Annotated in this window: 16 protein-coding genes; 6 read left to right on the forward strand and 10 right to left on the reverse strand. The window is 40.1% G+C overall.

The window, feature by feature from the left end:
• Positions 1-263: 263 nt before the first annotated feature.
• Entirely contained in the window at positions 264-3533 is a 3270-nt protein-coding gene (locus BN6556_RS18995; protein WP_066194742.1) for a DNA polymerase III subunit alpha, read from the reverse strand.
• Between the two features lie 176 nt (positions 3534-3709).
• On the opposite strand from BN6556_RS18995, the gene BN6556_RS19000 reads away from it, so the two are divergent.
• Both BN6556_RS19000 and ytrI read left to right on the forward strand, forming a co-directional pair.
• Complete coding sequence (locus BN6556_RS19000; protein WP_066194744.1) at positions 3710-4042, forward strand: YtrH family sporulation protein; 333 nt, start codon at positions 3710-3712, stop codon at positions 4040-4042.
• Positions 4042-4551 carry a sporulation membrane protein YtrI gene (gene ytrI, locus BN6556_RS19005; RefSeq protein ID WP_066194746.1) on the forward strand — a complete coding sequence of 170 codons (510 nt, stop codon included), beginning with the start codon at positions 4042-4044 and terminating at the stop codon, positions 4549-4551. The genes BN6556_RS19000 and ytrI overlap by 1 nt, the downstream gene beginning before the upstream one ends.
• 39 nt (positions 4552-4590) lie before the next feature.
• Here ytrI and BN6556_RS19010 read toward each other — a convergent pair whose 3' ends face one another.
• Complete coding sequence (locus tag BN6556_RS19010; RefSeq protein WP_066194748.1) at positions 4591-5538, reverse strand: DHH family phosphoesterase; 948 nt, start codon at positions 5536-5538, stop codon at positions 4591-4593.
• A gap of 112 nt (positions 5539-5650) precedes the next feature.
• Between BN6556_RS19010 and BN6556_RS19015 the strand changes: the two genes are divergently transcribed.
• Positions 5651-5944 carry a YtpI family protein gene (locus BN6556_RS19015; protein WP_066194912.1) on the forward strand — a complete coding sequence of 98 codons (294 nt, stop codon included), beginning with the start codon at positions 5651-5653 and terminating at the stop codon, positions 5942-5944.
• Positions 5945-6024: 80 nt separating this feature from the next.
• Here BN6556_RS19015 and BN6556_RS19020 read toward each other — a convergent pair whose 3' ends face one another.
• The 8 genes from BN6556_RS19020 to BN6556_RS19055 all read right to left on the reverse strand — a co-directional run bounded on the left by BN6556_RS19020 (position 6025) and on the right by BN6556_RS19055 (position 14034).
• Complete coding sequence (locus tag BN6556_RS19020) at positions 6025-7338, reverse strand: DRTGG domain-containing protein (RefSeq protein ID WP_066194915.1); 1314 nt, start codon at positions 7336-7338, stop codon at positions 6025-6027.
• A gap of 924 nt (positions 7339-8262) precedes the next feature.
• Positions 8263-8943, reverse strand: coding sequence for a metal-dependent hydrolase (locus tag BN6556_RS19025; RefSeq protein WP_066194919.1), 681 nt, complete (start codon positions 8941-8943; stop codon positions 8263-8265).
• A 67-nt stretch (positions 8944-9010) separates the two neighbouring features.
• On the reverse strand, positions 9011-10546 hold the full coding sequence (locus BN6556_RS19030) for a polyamine aminopropyltransferase (RefSeq protein ID WP_066194923.1): 1536 nt from the start codon (positions 10544-10546) through the stop codon (positions 9011-9013).
• A gap of 161 nt (positions 10547-10707) precedes the next feature.
• Positions 10708-11103: a DUF350 domain-containing protein gene (locus tag BN6556_RS19035; protein WP_066194927.1), complete on the reverse strand. Its 396-nt coding sequence runs from the start codon at positions 11101-11103 to the stop codon at positions 10708-10710.
• A gap of 19 nt (positions 11104-11122) precedes the next feature.
• Positions 11123-11788 carry a DUF4247 domain-containing protein gene (locus tag BN6556_RS19040; protein ID WP_235817553.1) on the reverse strand — a complete coding sequence of 222 codons (666 nt, stop codon included), beginning with the start codon at positions 11786-11788 and terminating at the stop codon, positions 11123-11125.
• A 77-nt stretch (positions 11789-11865) separates the two neighbouring features.
• The gene (locus BN6556_RS19045) at positions 11866-12534 is read right to left on the reverse strand and encodes a PspA/IM30 family protein (RefSeq protein WP_066194930.1); all 669 of its coding nucleotides are present in this window, start codon (positions 12532-12534) and stop codon (positions 11866-11868) included.
• A 20-nt stretch (positions 12535-12554) separates the two neighbouring features.
• Complete coding sequence (locus BN6556_RS19050) at positions 12555-13067, reverse strand: DUF4178 domain-containing protein (RefSeq protein WP_066194932.1); 513 nt, start codon at positions 13065-13067, stop codon at positions 12555-12557.
• A gap of 211 nt (positions 13068-13278) precedes the next feature.
• On the reverse strand, positions 13279-14034 hold the full coding sequence (locus tag BN6556_RS19055; RefSeq protein ID WP_316245347.1) for an SDR family oxidoreductase: 756 nt from the start codon (positions 14032-14034) through the stop codon (positions 13279-13281).
• Positions 14035-14305: 271 nt separating this feature from the next.
• On the opposite strand from BN6556_RS19055, the gene BN6556_RS19060 reads away from it, so the two are divergent.
• The 3 genes from BN6556_RS19060 to BN6556_RS19070 all read left to right on the forward strand — a co-directional run bounded on the left by BN6556_RS19060 (position 14306) and on the right by BN6556_RS19070 (position 17131).
• Positions 14306-14749 (forward strand): universal stress protein, encoded by a 444-nt coding sequence (locus BN6556_RS19060; protein ID WP_066194938.1) that lies wholly within the window; start codon positions 14306-14308, stop codon positions 14747-14749.
• A gap of 543 nt (positions 14750-15292) precedes the next feature.
• On the forward strand, positions 15293-16192 hold the full coding sequence (locus tag BN6556_RS19065) for an ABC transporter permease (RefSeq protein WP_066194941.1): 900 nt from the start codon (positions 15293-15295) through the stop codon (positions 16190-16192).
• Positions 16193-16210: 18 nt separating this feature from the next.
• Positions 16211-17131 (forward strand): ABC transporter permease, encoded by a 921-nt coding sequence (locus BN6556_RS19070; RefSeq protein ID WP_066194944.1) that lies wholly within the window; start codon positions 16211-16213, stop codon positions 17129-17131.
• Position 17132: the final 1 nt, after the last annotated feature.

Raw genomic sequence — 17132 nt, forward strand, 5'->3', positions numbered from 1 at the left:
CCACATGTAAAATGCTGCCTTATGTCAGTGCTGGACTCCTCATGGAACTTCCTGTGATAGGACACTGCCTGCTATAAAATGTGAATGCCACTGAGTTTCATTTCCGTACGCATTCCACAACAAAACGGTCCCTGTCCTATACAGTGTGGGATCGTTTTGCCTGTCCAAAAGCAACTTCCTTTTCAAATATTTTATCTCATCATGAAAACAGACGAATGAACTATTACATTATATCAGATCATCCAATGATGTAAAGAGCGTTTCTATTCAGGCGGAGTTTTCAACACGACATTATCCTCGCCAAAAAACTGTTTAAGTTGCTTGATGACTGGCCACCTGCTATCTAAATTATATTCGTCAGAAAGTTTGTACAATTTCTGTTCCTGTTCATGATAGAGATAAACAACGGCTGTTCCTGGGTATTGCTTAGCTAATTCATCTAACCGAGAGATCGCCTCTTCCTGGCGAACTTTGATATAAATTTGTTGTGGTGATGGTTCTTCTTCTAGCTGATATGGTTCTAGCTTGTCGATAATAATTTGTTTTTTATCATTTCTTGTTTCCACTCTTCCCTCTATAAAGACAAATTGGTCCTCTTCCAACCAATCATTCACTTGGCGGAAGGTGACAGGAAATAGAACAGCGTCCATTTCAGCTAGTTCATCAGATAAGGTTACAAAAGCCATTGCTTCCCCTTTTTTTGTGCGGATAACCTTTAAATCTTGCACCACGCCAGCTAATTTTATTTTCTTATTTGGAAATTGGAGCACTTGCTGGATACTGAGATAACCACGCCGTCTTAATACTTGACGCTCCTCTGCCAATGGATGCTGTGACACAAAGAAGCCAAGTACTTCCTTTTCTTTCATCAACTTCTCCATGATCGGCATCTCCTGTCTTGCTGTATAGCCAATATCAAGGGAGAGTCCCATATCGAAATCCCCTTGCAAACCAAACTCTTTAAACAGTTCTCCTTGCTCAATGGCCTCCTCTAAGGTCGCGATCAAGGTCGCCCGATTTTGTTGCATAACATCAAAGGCCCCTGCTAGAATCAATGTGGTAATAATAGACCGATTGATCTTTTTTAATGGTACACGCAGACAGAAATCAAACAGGCTAGTAAAGGGCTGGCGGTCCCTTGCTTCTATCATTGTTTGCACAGCTTGATAACCAATGCCTTTAATGGTTGTTAAACCAAGCCTGATGTTTTCCTGCTCTACTTTTGTTCTGGCCAGACTATGGTTAACAGACGGCGGTAGTATCGTTAACCCCTTTTGTCGTGCTTCACGCACATAAATAAATAATTTATCGGTATTCCCTCGATTCATATTTAACATTTCTGTATAAAAAACTAATGAAAAGTTCGCTTTAAAATAAGCCAATTGATACGTGATCATACTATACGCCACGGCGTGACTCCGGTTAAAACCGTAATCCGAGAAACGGACAATCCAGTCAAAAACTTCTTCGGCCACTTCTTTTGTGTATCCTTTACCTAAAGCTCCTTTTATAAACGCCTCTTTATTTCCTAATAATAATGCTTTGTCCTTTTTACTGACGGCCCTCCTTAGTATATCTGCCTGGCCATAGGTGAAGCCTGCCATTTCGTGTACAATTTGCATAATCTGCTCTTGATATACCAATACACCGTATGTTTTTGCCAGAATCGGAGCTAAGTCAGGATGTAGATAGTCTATTTTTTCCTGACGATGTTTACGCGCTACATAGGTAGGAATAAAGTCCATTGGTCCTGGACGGTAAAGTGCATTGACGGCCACTATATCCTCAAACTCGGTAGGGCGTAGTTTTTGCAATGTTTGTTGCATCCCTTGTGATTCTAACTGGAATATCCCATTCGTTTCCCCTTTTTGCAGCAGTTGGAAGGTAGCTTTATCTGAAAACGATAAATCGGCCAAATGGTCGTTTTTGGGGTAATGAAAGGCGATCTGTTTTGTCATTCGCTCAATAATCGTCAGATTGCGTAATCCGAGAAAATCAAATTTCAAGAGACCTACTCGTTCCAATTCATGCATGGCAAACTGTGTAAGAGGAACATCATGTTGTGACGGCATCGTCGCTGTATGCTGCGTCAATGCATCTCGACTAATCACTACACCAGCAGCATGTGTCGATACATGCTTTGGCAATCCTTCCAGACAGTTGCAAACCTTGAATAACTGACGCAGCTTAGCGGATTGCTTTACGTAATTTGTTAATTCAGGAGATTGTTTTAACATGGCAGCAATCGGCAGTGAACTATCCCTTGGCAATAACCGCAAAATATAAGATTGATCATTTTCAGGGATCACCAGTACCTTGAATAATTCTCTTAACAAAGAACGAGCAGCAAACGTGCCAAAGGTGACAATTTGAGCTACATGGTCTGTACCGTATTTATGCGCCACATAATCAATCACTTGATCTCGCTTCTCATCAGAAAAATCAATATCGATATCCGGCATCGTGACTCGTTCCGGATTCAAAAAACGCTCAAATAGCAAATCATAGCGGATCGGATCAACATCGGTAATCCCTAATAAATAAGCAATCAGCGAACCTGCCGCCGATCCACGTCCAGGCCCAACTAAGATGTCGTGCTCTTTCGCATACTTGACAAAGTCCCATACAATCAGAAAATAATCACTGAAACCCATGGATTGAATGACCTCTAACTCATGTGCCAACCTTTGTTTAACTGCATCCGTTACGGGATGATATTTTTCAGGTAATACTGCAACAGCTAACTCTTTAACCATTTCGTTGGCTGTTTTTTGGGGAGAAACAGGGTATTGGGGCAGCTGCTTTTCTTCAAAAGAAAGCTCGACATGACATTGGCTGGCCAATCGATTAGTTGCTGCAATTACCTCTGGCCATTCTTGGAATTGGTCAGTATATACAGATGGATCAGGTAAGAAGGTTCCCTCAACCTCTCTAGTGTTTTCTTCCGTCCATGTTACCCCTTGATCGATCGCTCGCAAGCAACTATAGGCCATTTGATCTTGTTTATGTAAATAACGCACATCCGCTAGAGCCACTTTTTCCATTGGATATGCCGCTAACTTCTCTTTATCAGCTACTAATGCGTTCGAAATACCAATATAAGTATTGGGCAACACTTGAAAGTGTGCGAAGGTATCATTCCATAAGAACGAATCAATGGAATCTGCTAGCAGGATGGTATGAAGATTATTCGCAAAGGGTTGGTAATCATTCATTTCTAAGCCATCTTCATGCTGTATCTTTGTACTCAACTGCAACAATGCTTGATAGCCGTCGTTATTTTTGGCTAGAACCAGGACTGGTACCGATGATCCCTTTATATCGATTGGTATAGTTATTCCCATAATGGGCTGAATATTCTCCCGCTTACACGCCTGATAAAAGGCAATGAGACCATGGACCGTTCGATTATCAGTAATCGCCAAATATCGATATCCCAAGTGTTTAGCCTGCTTGACAAGAGAGTCAATTTGTAATGTGCTTTGCAATAAACTATAGCCAGTTGTCACTTGTAACTGTGCTTCTAATACCATCTCATCACCTCCAAACATACGAGCATAAGTTTCCTTATCCTCTATTATAGCAAAACTTATGCTTCCTGTAAGTCGATAAACATATCTCCAATATTTTCGTCATATATATAATACAGGAAAAGTTCTAAAAGTGCTAAAAATAGGACAACTCCACTGTGTCAGGAGGGGGAGTGCAAATGGAAGAACGATTTATGGCAACGATGATTCAATGTTTCTTTATTGCATTCGGTGTAATGATCGGAGGCTCCTTAATAGGTAGTATTGGGGCATTTGTGACAGGCGATGCCCCTTTTACACATATCAGTAGAATTGCGAAAAGTCTACGAATCTGGGCGATTGTCGCAGCGATTGGCGGTACATTTGATGCGATTTATAACTTTGAAAGAGGTCTATATGAAGGCTCTACCATCGATTTGGTCAAGCAGTTGCTCCTGATCATTATTGCCATGGGCGGTGCACATACAGCCTTGTTAATTATCGAATGGCTGATTCAAGAGGAGTTGGAATAATGCATATTCCTCCTTATTATAAACGACCAGCTTGGCAGCGATTTTTGGCTGGAGTCGCCCTTGGATCCATCATTGGCTATTTTATCTTTTTGTATATGTTTGGTTCCTTGCAACAGCAATGGATTGAAGAAAAGATAGCTTTACGAACAAGATATCAAGACCTTTATCAGAACTATACTACTCTGGTCCAAAATCACCAAAAACTGGACCAACAAACCAAAGAAGGTGTTCAAATTACCGAGATAGAGATAGAATTTTTGAACTTAGAACAATTAGACCTTGCCAATGATCGCTTGATGAGGCATCAATTAGAGGAAGCGATTAGGGAAGAAGCCGGACAAGCCATCGGAAAAAAAGTAGAAGATATGACCGAGTCGATTGATTTCTTGATCGCGACGGTTGAAAACAAGACGATCCGCATTGACGATTTTCGTTTTCAAGCTACTGTCTCTCGCATGGTTGTCAGTGAAACACTTTATCTTTCCATCGAGTTAACAAAGGCAGATTAACGCAGCTCGCTGGCAGAGTTCCGCGCAGCGAGCTGCCCCTTACGAATCAAACTGACAAACTTTTTCCAAATCAGCCAACACGGCTGGAACAGAATCCCAGCTATGAATCTGAGCTCCAGCTGCCAATGGGTGCCCCCCACCTTCATAGATAGCGGCAACCTGATTAATAACTGGCCCTTTGGAACGCAAGCGCACACGGATCACCTCGGTTTCCTCCACAAAAATGGCCCATGCCTTGATTCCCTCCACATCACCTAGGATGCCAACGATTGAGCTCGTTTCTTCAGGTTCCACCTGGAATTTATCGAGTACATCTTTTGGTAACTTAATATAACTGACTCCTGCTTCCGAAATAGAAATATGTTGTAGAACATAACCTTTCAAACGAGCAATGTTCTCCGTTGTTTTGTACATTTGATTATACAGGTAGGAACGATCAAAATCATAAGCTACCAATTCAGAAGCATACTGAAAGGTCCTTTCTGTCGTACTTGGAAAAAGGAATCTCCCTGTATCTCCAACAATACCGCAATAAAGCAGAGAAGCTGCCTTATTGTTTAGATATAAGCCCTGTTCTCTCTCCTCCCGATAAAAATGATAAATCATTTCACTTGTCGAGCTGGCATTCACATCTACCCATTGAATATCGCCATACTCATCCACAATCGGATGGTGATCAATTTTGATTAATTCCTTTGCATGGCTGTATCGTTGATCGGAAATACGTGCTTGGTTCGCCGTATCACAGACAATAACCAAGGCATCCGTATAGGCCTCATCTGCTACTTGGTCCATCCCAGCTAAAAAAGTAAGAGAATCCTCTTCTTCCCCCACTACTAAGACTTCCTTTGTAGGGTAACTTGACTTAATAATCTCCGCTAATCCATTCTGTGAGCCATAAGCATCTGGATCTGGACGCACATGACGGTGAATGATGATACGTGGATATTGTTTCATTTTTTGATGAATAGTAGACATAATGGACATCGTAAAATCTCCTTTTTTTGATAGGTTGTTTATACTGGTAATTTCATAGCTAAAAGGGTAAAATAGTATAGGATTTGCACGATTAACTTGCTGAATTGGAGGCCGTATTGCAATGATTGTTTTCCCAATTGTCATTATCTTATCAATTATCATATACGTTTATTATAAATTTTCTCTGTTAAGAGAGTCGGACCCATTAATACAGGAAATTAAGAATGCCAAAGCACGAATTGTTTTAGGTATCTTTATGAGTATGTTCGGCATTAATCAATATCTATTCTATCAAACACAAATCGCACTATTTATCACCATTATATTTCTCTTTTTTGGTATTGTACAAGGGTATGGTGGTATCAAACGTTACCTTCACTATAAAAAAGAACTGCGGAAAAGAAACGATTCATAACCTCACTTACCTGTTTTTATTCTAATACATATAAGAGAGCAGCTGCTGTTCAGCTCTGCTCTCTGGGCTTTCTCCAAACGTTAGCGATCAATTAATTGCGCCACTAGCATCGCCTTACCAACCACCTTTTTTTCATGTAACACTTCCACATCTACTTTCGCCGACTTTCTACCGATATCAATAATCTGGGGTTGAAATGTGACGGTGGTTTCCAGTTGTACTGGCTTAATAAAATAGACCGTAATATGCTCGACTACTAAGTCACCCTTTTTCATCTGACGCAGCATTCGTCTGGCCGATTCGATCACATAGGAAACGAAGACACCATACGATAAGGTTCCAAGCTGATTAGTCATTTGGGGAGTTATCTCCGCACGGTAGATCATTTGATGAGAATCAGAGGGGACTTGATCAAAGTAACTTGCAACAATGTCATCAATCGTTTCACCAACTTGTGGCTGTTTCTGAATATGCTGTAGCGCCTTCAATACATCTTGACGTGATACTAATCCTTCCAGTTGATGATGTTGATCAATCACAGGCATGATCTCTATTCCTTCCCAGACCATCATATGAGCGGCATAAGCTAGTGATGTTTCTTTCATCACGGTTAGGGGATTTTTCGTCATCACCTTTTCGATCAAGACGTCTCTTTCCTTATCGATCACATCTTTGGATGTCACAATCCCAACTACTTTATTCATATTATCCACTACCGGATAGCGGCTGTGCGTTGTTTCCTCTTCCCATTCATACCACTTATCCACCACATCTTTCGTGTTAAGAAAACAGGTATGCTCGATATCCGTATAGATATCCTCTACTAACACGATTTCTTTCTTGATTAACTGATCATAAATAGCGCGATTAATCATGGCTGCGACAGTAAAGGTATCATAGCTTGTGGAGATAATCGGAAGTTGTTTTTCATCTGCCAGCTGCTTTGCTTCCTCATCTGTGTCAAAGCCTCCCGTAATCAGTACGGCCGCTCCTTCTTTTAATGCTAATTGGTGAGCCTCTGTTCGGTTCCCCACAATGAGCAATGAATCTTTCTCTGTATAACGCATCATGGCATCTAACTTCATCGCACCTATCACAAATTTATTTAATGTCTTGTACAATCCATCTCTGCCCCCGAGTACTTGACCATCTACAATACTAACAATTTCTGCAAAAGTTAAATTTTCAAAGTTTTCCTTTTGTTTTCGTTCAATTCGAATGGTTCCTACTCGTTCAATGGTGCTCACAAGGCCCTGATTTTCTGCTTCTTTGATGGCTCGATAAGCGGTCCCTTCACTGACATGTAGCTCTTTTGCAATTTGTCGCACTGAAATTTTATTACCTACTGCAAGAGACTCAATAAAAGATAGAATTTGTTCATGTTTTGTAGCCAATTGCAACTCACCATTCTTTCATCTGTACTAATATTTTAACACATGTTTTTATTATACAGTTGATTATCCTATTATTCAATTTATTCTTGAACTATTTATTTATTCGGCTTCTTGATCTGAACTGTTTTATGTATCTACATGGAAACTGTATTACTTTTGTATGGCGAAAAAACGGGATCTATTCATATAGCTTTTTATAAGAACAACAGGCCAAATTCCTCCCGATCTTTTACCGACCACTCAAAGAAGTCACTGAACTGCCTATAAGATGGATGGTGTTAAGTAGTCCACTTTCTGGAGTGGTAAGTTTGATTGTTTTATCTGTGCAAAGCAAGCGTTCCGGGAATATGCTGCGCTAGTTTGGAGTACAACAATGGTTGTTACTGCAAGAATGAAGTGTTCTAGGTACCAAGACAGTGTTGTAACAAAAGGATAAAATTGTCAGCTAATTCTTCGACTGTGTAATGGATCACGTTTATGAGAATCACAACGTATGATCGAATCGTTCTCAAAAAAGGTTATGCAGTATGGGCTGAAATATAGTATCATGAACGTTTCATCCTAGCAGTTCATTTGATTGTAGTACTACTACTCAGCGGAGAAAATAGGCGGAGACTCTATAAAGGCCGCTGACTAAGATCGCAACGTCCTGTTGCAACCCTGCACTTGCATGTCCTATGCATCGAAGCAGAACCTATTTTCGGAGCACTGTCTAGCACAGACAAACCATCAACTTTACTACATGGAATAGATGGACTTGTTACTTTACATCATCCATCTTATCGGTACTCTCGTTCATTCAGGGTCAACATCATTCCAAGTCCCATCATACCAAGGATTATATATTTGCTTATAAAAAAATGGGGACATGTTTTCTTTTTCATATCCCCATTTGTTTATTCCGTTATATTGCTTTAGCTAATGTTAAAGTTCAATACTTCCCCCTGGTTCTAGGTGTACCCCTTCGCCTGTTCTTACTTGTTTGCTAAAAGCTGCTCCATCTTGAGCAATTAGCGGAAACGTATTATAATGCATCGGCACCACTTTTTTAGCCTGAATCCAATCGGCCGCTATTAAAGCATCCTCAGGTCCCATCGTGAAATTATCTCCTATCGGTAGAAAGGCTAAGTCAATATCATTCATTTCTCCAATCAGCTTCAAATCAGAGAACAAACCAGTATCTCCAGCATGATAGATCGTTTTGCCCTCAACAAATAAGAGTAACCCTGCTGGCATACCACCATAGATCAAGTTTCCTTCTTCATCTTGAAACATCGATCCATGAAATGCTTGGGTTAATTTCACCCTGCCGAATTCAAAATTATGTGCCCCTCCAATATGCATAGGGTGGGTATCCAGCCCCCTTGAGCCTAAATACTCTGCCAATTCATTTGGTGCTACGATTAAACAACCAGATCGTTTTGCAATATCAATCGTATCTCCTACATGATCATTATGCCCATGGGTTAATAAAATCACATCTGGATTTTGTGTAGCGGGATCTAGATCACTTGTCTCATTCCCTGTAATAAAAGGGTCGATTAAAATCTGGTGGTTTGCTGCCTCCACCTTTACACAAGACTGTCCATGAAACGATACCTTCACTCTCATCACTCCTCTTAAAAAATCCTTATTCATCTCTTTCCCATTTTTAAAGGTTTTAAACGTGAGGTTAATAATACTGCCATTCCCTTTCGTACATCTGAATAAGCACAGGATCAATCAAAGTATTAATCTCTCTGTCTTCTTCTGCCTGCATGGGGTTGTCTTCATCCTTGCCAAACATCGCCAAGCTAGGCAGCAGGTCACTGGTTAAATATTCGGTATCCACATCGATACTAATATTATCCATGGTCATTGGTTCTCTACTTGCTAAGACAAAGCCCCAATTACCAAAGCTGGGAACATCAATATGCAGATTTTCTACATTCATCCCTGTTGCCGCTATCGTATTGGAAATAGTCCAGTACACCTCCCTGGCGAACACGGGGCTCGTTGCTTGAATAGCCGTAACACCGTCTGGTTGCAAATGATTTCGTACTAAGGAATAAAACTCTTTGGTGTAAAGCTTATTCAAACTCTCATTATTCGGATCCGGTAAATCTACGAAGATTACATCGAATAAAGCCGTTTGCCCTTCTAAATATTGAAAGGCATCGGCTTGAATAACTTCTACTCGATCGTTTTGGAGTGAACCCTCGTTTAAGCTCAATAAATAAGGATTTTTATTGGCCAGCTCTACAACCGATCCATCCAAATCAACTAAGGTAATCGATTGTAAACTATCATATTTTAATAGTTCCCGCACAGCCAAACCATCTCCACCTCCCAACACAAGTGCCTTGCGAGGCTGATCTACCATGCTTGCTGCTGGATGAATTAATAATTCATGATACCTATGCTCATCAATAGAACTAAATTGCAGCCCGCCATCTAAGTATAGACGAACATCATCCTGCCGTTTGGTAAGGATGATTTTTTGATAGGGACTTTCCTCTGAATGGATGATGGGATCGGTATATATTTTCTCTTCAAATTGCAAAGCAATCATTTCTCCAAATAATAAACCGATGATTAATATAACACCAATTACTCCCCCAACCACCGTATGTATCCATTTGCGTGCCAATTCTTTGCGAAATAAATATAAGACTACCATCGCCACGGTTAAATTAATTAGACCTACTAAAAAGGCTGTCTTCACCATTCCCAGCTGAGGTCGTAGAAAGAAGGCGAATAACAGTCCGCCAATTAATCCACCTGCATAGTCAGAAAAAAGAACCCTGGCCGTGCTTTTTTGCAGGGTCACACCTATCTCATTGGCTTTACGAATTAATATCGGTAGCTCCACTCCTGTTAAGGCACCTACTATCAACGTAATGGAATATAAGAACAACGCATCTGTTCCGCTTCCAAAAAAGGCCGTTGCCGCAAACATAAGGAAACTGGATAAACCTCCAATTAATGCTACAAAGTATTCAATATAAATAAATGAAAGAATGAGCTCTTTCGTCACTTTCTCACTTAAGCTGGCGCCAATTCCCATTCCAGTAAGAAATAAAGAAATGGTCAATGTATATTGTTTGACACCATCTCCTAAAATATAGGACCCTAGAGCTCCGAAAAGCACTTCAAAGATAATCCCGCAAATGGAGACAATCCCTGATGCCCAGTAAATAAATTGGCTTTGCTTAAACTTGGTTTCCATTGTTCTTCCCTTCTTCCATTTTAAGCCCAAACTTCTTATTATCAACAGAAAAGGAGCTGTCGTCTCAACAGCCCCAAGTCTTTTGAAATGCACGAAATATTACACGCTCTTTCCTGCAAAATGTTATCATACATAAGATCCCCTACTGGATGAAGTACATATTATGTAATAGAAGCCCCAATTACAAAGGCTAAACCTAGGGATACACCGAAGGAAATGATACCTACTGCCAGATTGTTTTCTTTCAGTTGTTCTTCAACAGAAAAACTGCGAGTCAATGCTTCAAAGATGAAATAAGCGACGAGTTGCAATACCATACCATACGCTCCCCAAATCAGTGTTTCAGTAATGGTAATACTATGGTAAATCGCAAACGCCAGCACAATACAAATCCCGACTATCTTCCCTGCCACAGAAAGGGCAATGGCTTGATTGCCTTGTTTAATTTGCTCCCAATCCTTATACTTTGTTGTCAGCCACTCAAATAAAACGAGTCCTATAATAACAATTATGATAGCCGCAATAAAATAAAAAAACGTTAACACAAATGGAGCCATATTTACATTCCCTCCTTTATTATTTTCCTACACCAGGTCCGCCACCCCGATAAGAGCCGGTACCTCGTTTACGGTTGGTGGTTACATTATCATAACTAGCGGTAGAGCTATATCCACCGTAACAGCCGTTGTTTCTGCAATAATTATGCCGATCCGTTACCCAATTGTTGCCGAACAAACCATCTAACATCCTAATCGTGAAATAGGTCGTTAAGAAACTAGGGGCGTAATTATTCCTTACAAATTGCTCACTGGCAACTTCTACGAGTGTTGCATCTTCCACTTCTTCACTTTCTTTCAATGTGACAAACTGGTCCTGATAAATAAGAATTTGCTGACCTTCTTTATAATCACTAACTTCAGTAGCTGGTTGAATGTCATTTAATAAAGTGGCCAGTTCCTCTACACCAAATTGTAATGTACCGTAAACATTGGCAGTAGCCTGTTCACCTGACACAGTATCAACAAAAGGAAAATGATTAGAAATTAATGCTTCGATATCGGCGTTGCTGTCTGTCTCTAATTGATCAATCGTCTCTTGCTTTGATTCGCTCACTTGTAAATCGGATTCTGTGATTGCCCCTGATTCATTAAAGAGCGATCCTCCACCAAAGGCATTTGCTTGGCATCCTGCTAACAATCCTCCCAGCAGAAGGAACATCAATAGGAGCAGTTTTTTATACAAAGAGGTCACCTCCTGACATCTTGGCCAAACAGGTAGAAAGAACCTAATTACATTTAGGTTCTTTCTACTGCAACTAATTACTCTTTACCTAACTTCTTCTTCAACTCTGCCAACTCATCGTCCACACCGTTTTTTTCCAATGCTTCAAACTCATCATCCAGTGTTTTGCTTGCCTGTGATAAATCTTCGCTGGTATCTGCTTCTGCCTCAAATTGTAATACCTTTTCCTCCATACGCTCAAATCCACGTTTGGAGTCATCATTACCAATTGAAGACATGGTGCGATTCATTTTAGTACGTGTTTGAGCAGATTCTGCCCTTGCTTTCAAGGAATCTTTCTTCAATTGCATATCCTGGTATTCTTTTTTCATTTCATCCAGTTTGTCACGAAGTTGATCTGCATCTTGTTTTGCGCGTTCCCATGAGGAACGGAGCGTATTTGCTTGTGATTCTTGTTCGTTTTTATCTTGCAATGCTCTTCTCGCCAGATCGTCATTACCTGCTTCAATGGCTTGTTCCGCTTGAGTTTGACGTTTCTCCACTAATTTTTGAGCATCATCTGATTTACGCTTCAACATCTTTTCATTTGCAATTTGTTTAGCTACTGCCTGCTCTACTTCTCGAATATCAGACTCCATATCTCGCATAAATTGATCCAGCATTTTCACCGGGTCCTCCGCACGGTCAATCATGGAATTCAATTCAGAGCTCACTACCGTTTTGATTCGATTAAAAAATTTAAACATAGAACATTCCTCCTGTTTTTTTATTGGCTAGTACCTGCAATAATCTTAATTTCGTAAGGCTGAATAGGATATCCTATACTCGCTTCTACATCACTGCCCCACTCCTCCACACTAATATATGAGGTTTCCTCCTCATTACAATATTCTGCGTAATGAATGCGCTGACCGGTAAGGGAACTGCTTCTGCCTTCTCCGGTTACTTCCGCATGACCATCCTCATCCAAATGATAAGCAGTTTGTTGAAAACTTAACTTACTAGGAAAATCATTTGCATCTGGCAGCTGTATTTTCTCATAGATACCTAATTCTAACGCATCATCCATCTCAGCACTCAGCCAGATCGTTTTACTCTCTCCCAAAAGCTGATAGCTGTACCAGACGTATTTACCTTCCCTATACGTTATTTTACCAACCACTTCATAATCTGCCAAATCATATTCCAGAATATCCCCTACTTCAATAGAGAGAACATCCCTTTGTTTGACTTTCTTTGGTTGGTCTTTTTTTGAGAATAGTTTTGCAAAAAACCCCAACTGGTGCACCTCATTTCCTTTAATACTATTATTTACGTGTGACTCCCTAGAAGGTTTCAATTTTTTTAAAAAGATTATCTATAATAAGTTGAATAAAATAATTTCTCATGGATCGAATAGGCGCTCTTGATCCATTGACGCAGTATGATCAGAAAATCATGCGAGCAAAGACTTGCTTGTCACACGTTTTTGTTACATTTAGACGTTCAACTTATCTAGTTTGATGAACCACATCTAGTCCTCCTGTTACATCAATTACAGAACCTGTGATCATGTCTGCATCCTTTTCGCACAGGAACATCACTGTGCGTGCAATATCCTCTCCTGTACCAGAACGGCCAATCGGCGTTGCTTGATCAGGAACCATTCGGCTGTAATCAATGGTTGCTTCTTTCATTTCACCAGTGATATCCCCAGGACAAACCATATTTGCGGTGATACCATGCGCCGCTTCTTCATAGGCTATCGATTTAGTTAAGGAAACTAGCCCAACCTTTGCTGCAGCAAAAGCGGCACGATTTTTCCATCCCGCAGCAGTATGTGCAGCTTGAAAACCGTAGTTAACTACACGTCCAAATCTCTGCTCCCTCATGGCTGGGATCGTTCTTTTTAATAAATGAAAAACAGCGTCCAGGTTACCTCGGACGGCGCTATTCCATTCCCCCTCTGTGTAATCCATCAGATTCTTTCTTTCAAAAATGAATGGACCTGCATTATTAATTAAGTAATCAATCGTACCGAATTTTTGCACAGCCTGATGCACGGCAGTTTCTATGGCTTCTTGGCTGCTCACATCTAATGGAATAACTTCCAGTACGGTATTAGGATAGGCAGTCTCAAGTTCCTTTGCCCTTTCCTTATCGGAATAGTATGTAACAGAGACGGTATGACCACTATTAATAAAAGCTTCCGTCACCTTTAAACCCAAGCCTTTTGTTCCTGCTGTTATAAAGGCATGTCCCACAATGTTTCCCCCTCAAGCATTTTTAATGTCCAAAAGCCTAATCTCCTCCCTGTACACAACGTACAAGTGGAAGTTACCATTTTTCACTGGATGACTTTCATCTAAACACTTCTATATTCCTATGGTACACGAATCATGACTATTTTTCTATTATTGTGCTAACAAAATACGCCCTCATCTATCAAAAAATTTTAACAAAAGTGTAAATTTATCTATACACAAAGAAAACGTATACATGTTATAATGAATATATAGTTCAAAGGGGGATTTTATTATGGCATTTGAATATGATCGAATTCTAGTAGCAGTTGATGGATCAGAAGCTTCAGAATTAGCTTTCAAAAAAGCAGTAGATGTTGTCTTACGAAATGATGCCAAACTATTTTTGGTTCATGTCATTGATACAAGAACCATTACCACCATTGCTCCAGAGGTATATGATCAAAGTCTGGCTTCACGCTCCGAAGACTATGCCAAAACGTTACTGGATGAGTACAAGGAGAAAGCAAGCAATCGTGGTGTGAAGGATATTACCACTCATGTTGAAATAGGCTCACCAAAAATCAAAATCCCAAAAGACCTAGCGAGCAAATTTGAAGCAGATTTAATTATATGCGGGGCAACAGGGATGAATGCAGTGGAACGCTTTTTAATTGGAAGTGTATCAGAGAGCATTACAAGATATGCCAAATGTGATGTGCTTGTGATAAGAAGTTAGCGCAAAGAAGTTGTAAGATAGCATAGAGATCAAAAGCATGGAGATCCCCATGTTTTTGATCTCTATTTTAACATATATAGTAAAAATATCCAGGGTGCGATCTTCCTTTTTTCATATAGAAGGCGACGTTATTTCCCACTTCTGCACGCGTGAAATAACACCTTTTTTCATTGGGATTGGAATGGGCTAATTTACCAGAAAAGTAGCTATTCCCTTGTTTTATGACGTCGAGCGTTATTGTATGATAATTTTGAAAATTACGATTTTTTTTAATTTATTAATTTCTCTTTTTAATTGTGCTATAGTTAGTAAGTATGGTTTTCTTCATACACTTGTAACCTTTTCTTAACAGATCAAAATGCATTTTTTTCTGTGCTATTAAAGGCGACATTTTACTTATATTATAAAGCCATCCATTTTAGATACGGAATACATGGTACGCTTTATAGTATAAATAAGGTGAATCCAGAAATAATTTGAAATCTGTAAATAAAAAGTGTTATAAGTAAACATTCGTATCTGTAATCGAAGGGGGTAAACATATTGAAAACGGAACAAGTAGGCTTCTCCGGTCAAAAAATAAAATCAGAAGGACCATGGAGAAGAAGCTTAAAAGAATTCTATAAAAAACTAATTAAAAATAAGAGTGCCTTAGTTGGTGGATATTTCATTATATTTTTAGTACTAGTAGCTCTTATCGGACCATTCTTGACAAGCATGGAGCCGGACACAGTAGATTACGGGGCGAAATTCGTCGGTCCATCCGCTGATCATTGGTTTGGCACTGATCAACACGGTCGGGATATCTTCACTCGTGTCATTCATGGTGTTGGTATTACCATGTTTATCGGTTTTGTTGCGACCGTGTTAGGCGGATTCGTCGGGACGATCATTGGGGTTATATCCGGTTATTACGGTGGAAAAGTGGATGCCGTGATTATGCGGTTAATGGATATCTTGCTGGCGTTTCCTGGTATCTTATTAGCATTAGCGTTGGTTAGTATCTTTGAACCGAGCAGAACCAATGTAATCTATGCCATTGCTATCTTTGCTATTCCAACTTTTTCCCGAATTGTACGTGGTTCCACACTCGCTAATAAGAACCTGGAATATGTGGATGCGATGAAGGCATTAGGCGCCTCGGATTTACGAATTATTGGGAAGCATATTCTGCCAAATATCTTGTCACCAATTATTGTACAGGCCAGTTTATTTATAGCAAGTGCGGTCCTAACCGCTAGTGGTTTATCCTTCTTGGGAATGGGGGAACAACCGCCTTCTCCTGAACTTGGTGCCTTACTTAGTGATGGCCGAGACTATATGTGGGATGCTGGACATATTGCTCTTTTCCCTGGCTTGGTTATTATGTTAATCGTATTGGCATTTAACATCCTAGGTGACGGATTACGAGACGCATTAGATCCTAAATCGAACAAAAATTAAAGGAAGAAGGTGTGACAATTGTTTCAATTTATTGTCAGACGTATTTTACAATTAATACCTGTATTACTAGGTGTTACAATATTAGTGTTTTCACTTATGCACCTGACCCCCGGTAACCCGGCACAAATTATCGCAGGTGAAAACGTGCCTGCCGATACCATTGAACAGATCGAAAATCGACTAGGCTTAAACGACCCAATTGTTGTACAGTATTTTCATTTTCTTAAAGACGCCGCCATGCTGGATTTTGGAACATCTTGGCGAACCAGTCTTCCTGTAGGGCAGGAGCTCTGGCCAAAGTTTTGGGTTACGTTTGAATTAGCAGTTTACAGTACCATATTTAGTGTATTCCTTGGACTAATTGCAGGAGTTATCTCCGCCGTAAGACAGTATTCTTTCTCTGATGTTGGTATTATGTTAGTCGCACTATTTGGACTATCCATGCCTAATTTCTGGTTAGGTTTAATGTTGATGCAATGGTTCTCTCTTAACCTTGGCTTATTACCGCCAACAGGCTGGGGATCGTTCCAACAGGTCATTCTGCCAGTTGTGACTTTAGGAACCATGGGGGCAGCGGTGATTGCCCGTATGACACGATCCAGTATGCTGGAGGTCATATCACAGGATTATATCCGAACCGCTCGTGCAAAAGGATTAAAAGAAAGAACGGTTATCTATCGTCATGCTTTAAAGAATGCCTTAATCCCGGTGGTTACAGTCATCGGTCTACAGTTTGGAAGTCTTTTAGCTGGTGCCGTATTAACCGAATCTGTTTTTGCAATTAATGGAATGGGCAAATTGATTGTTGATCGAATCTTAGCAAGAGACTTCCCTGTCGTTCAAGCGTCAGTCCTTGTTATTTCCGTCGTTTTTGTCATTGTCAATCTTATTGTCGATATTTCCTATAAATTCTTAAACAAACGAATTAACCTAGACTAAA

The organism is Gracilibacillus timonensis, assembly GCF_900086715.1.
Lineage (GTDB): Bacteria > Bacillota > Bacilli > Bacillales > Amphibacillaceae > Gracilibacillus > Gracilibacillus timonensis.

Bases quoted from the DNA above. Each gene is read 5' to 3' on its own strand.
- BN6556_RS18995 (WP_066194742.1), bottom strand. From the start codon at position 3,533: ATGGTATTAGAAGCACAGTTACAAGTGACAACTGGCTATAGTTTATTG.
- BN6556_RS19000 (WP_066194744.1), top strand. From the start codon at position 3,710: ATGGAAGAACGATTTATGGCAACGATGATTCAATGTTTCTTTATTGCA.
- ytrI (WP_066194746.1), top strand. From the start codon at position 4,042: ATGCATATTCCTCCTTATTATAAACGACCAGCTTGGCAGCGATTTTTG.
- BN6556_RS19010 (WP_066194748.1), bottom strand. From the start codon at position 5,538: ATGTCCATTATGTCTACTATTCATCAAAAAATGAAACAATATCCACGT.
- BN6556_RS19015 (WP_066194912.1), top strand. From the start codon at position 5,651: ATGATTGTTTTCCCAATTGTCATTATCTTATCAATTATCATATACGTT.
- BN6556_RS19030 (WP_066194923.1), bottom strand. From the start codon at position 10,546: ATGGAAACCAAGTTTAAGCAAAGCCAATTTATTTACTGGGCATCAGGG.
- BN6556_RS19035 (WP_066194927.1), bottom strand. From the start codon at position 11,103: ATGGCTCCATTTGTGTTAACGTTTTTTTATTTTATTGCGGCTATCATA.
- BN6556_RS19045 (WP_066194930.1), bottom strand. From the start codon at position 12,534: ATGTTTAAATTTTTTAATCGAATCAAAACGGTAGTGAGCTCTGAATTG.
- BN6556_RS19060 (WP_066194938.1), top strand. From the start codon at position 14,306: ATGGCATTTGAATATGATCGAATTCTAGTAGCAGTTGATGGATCAGAA.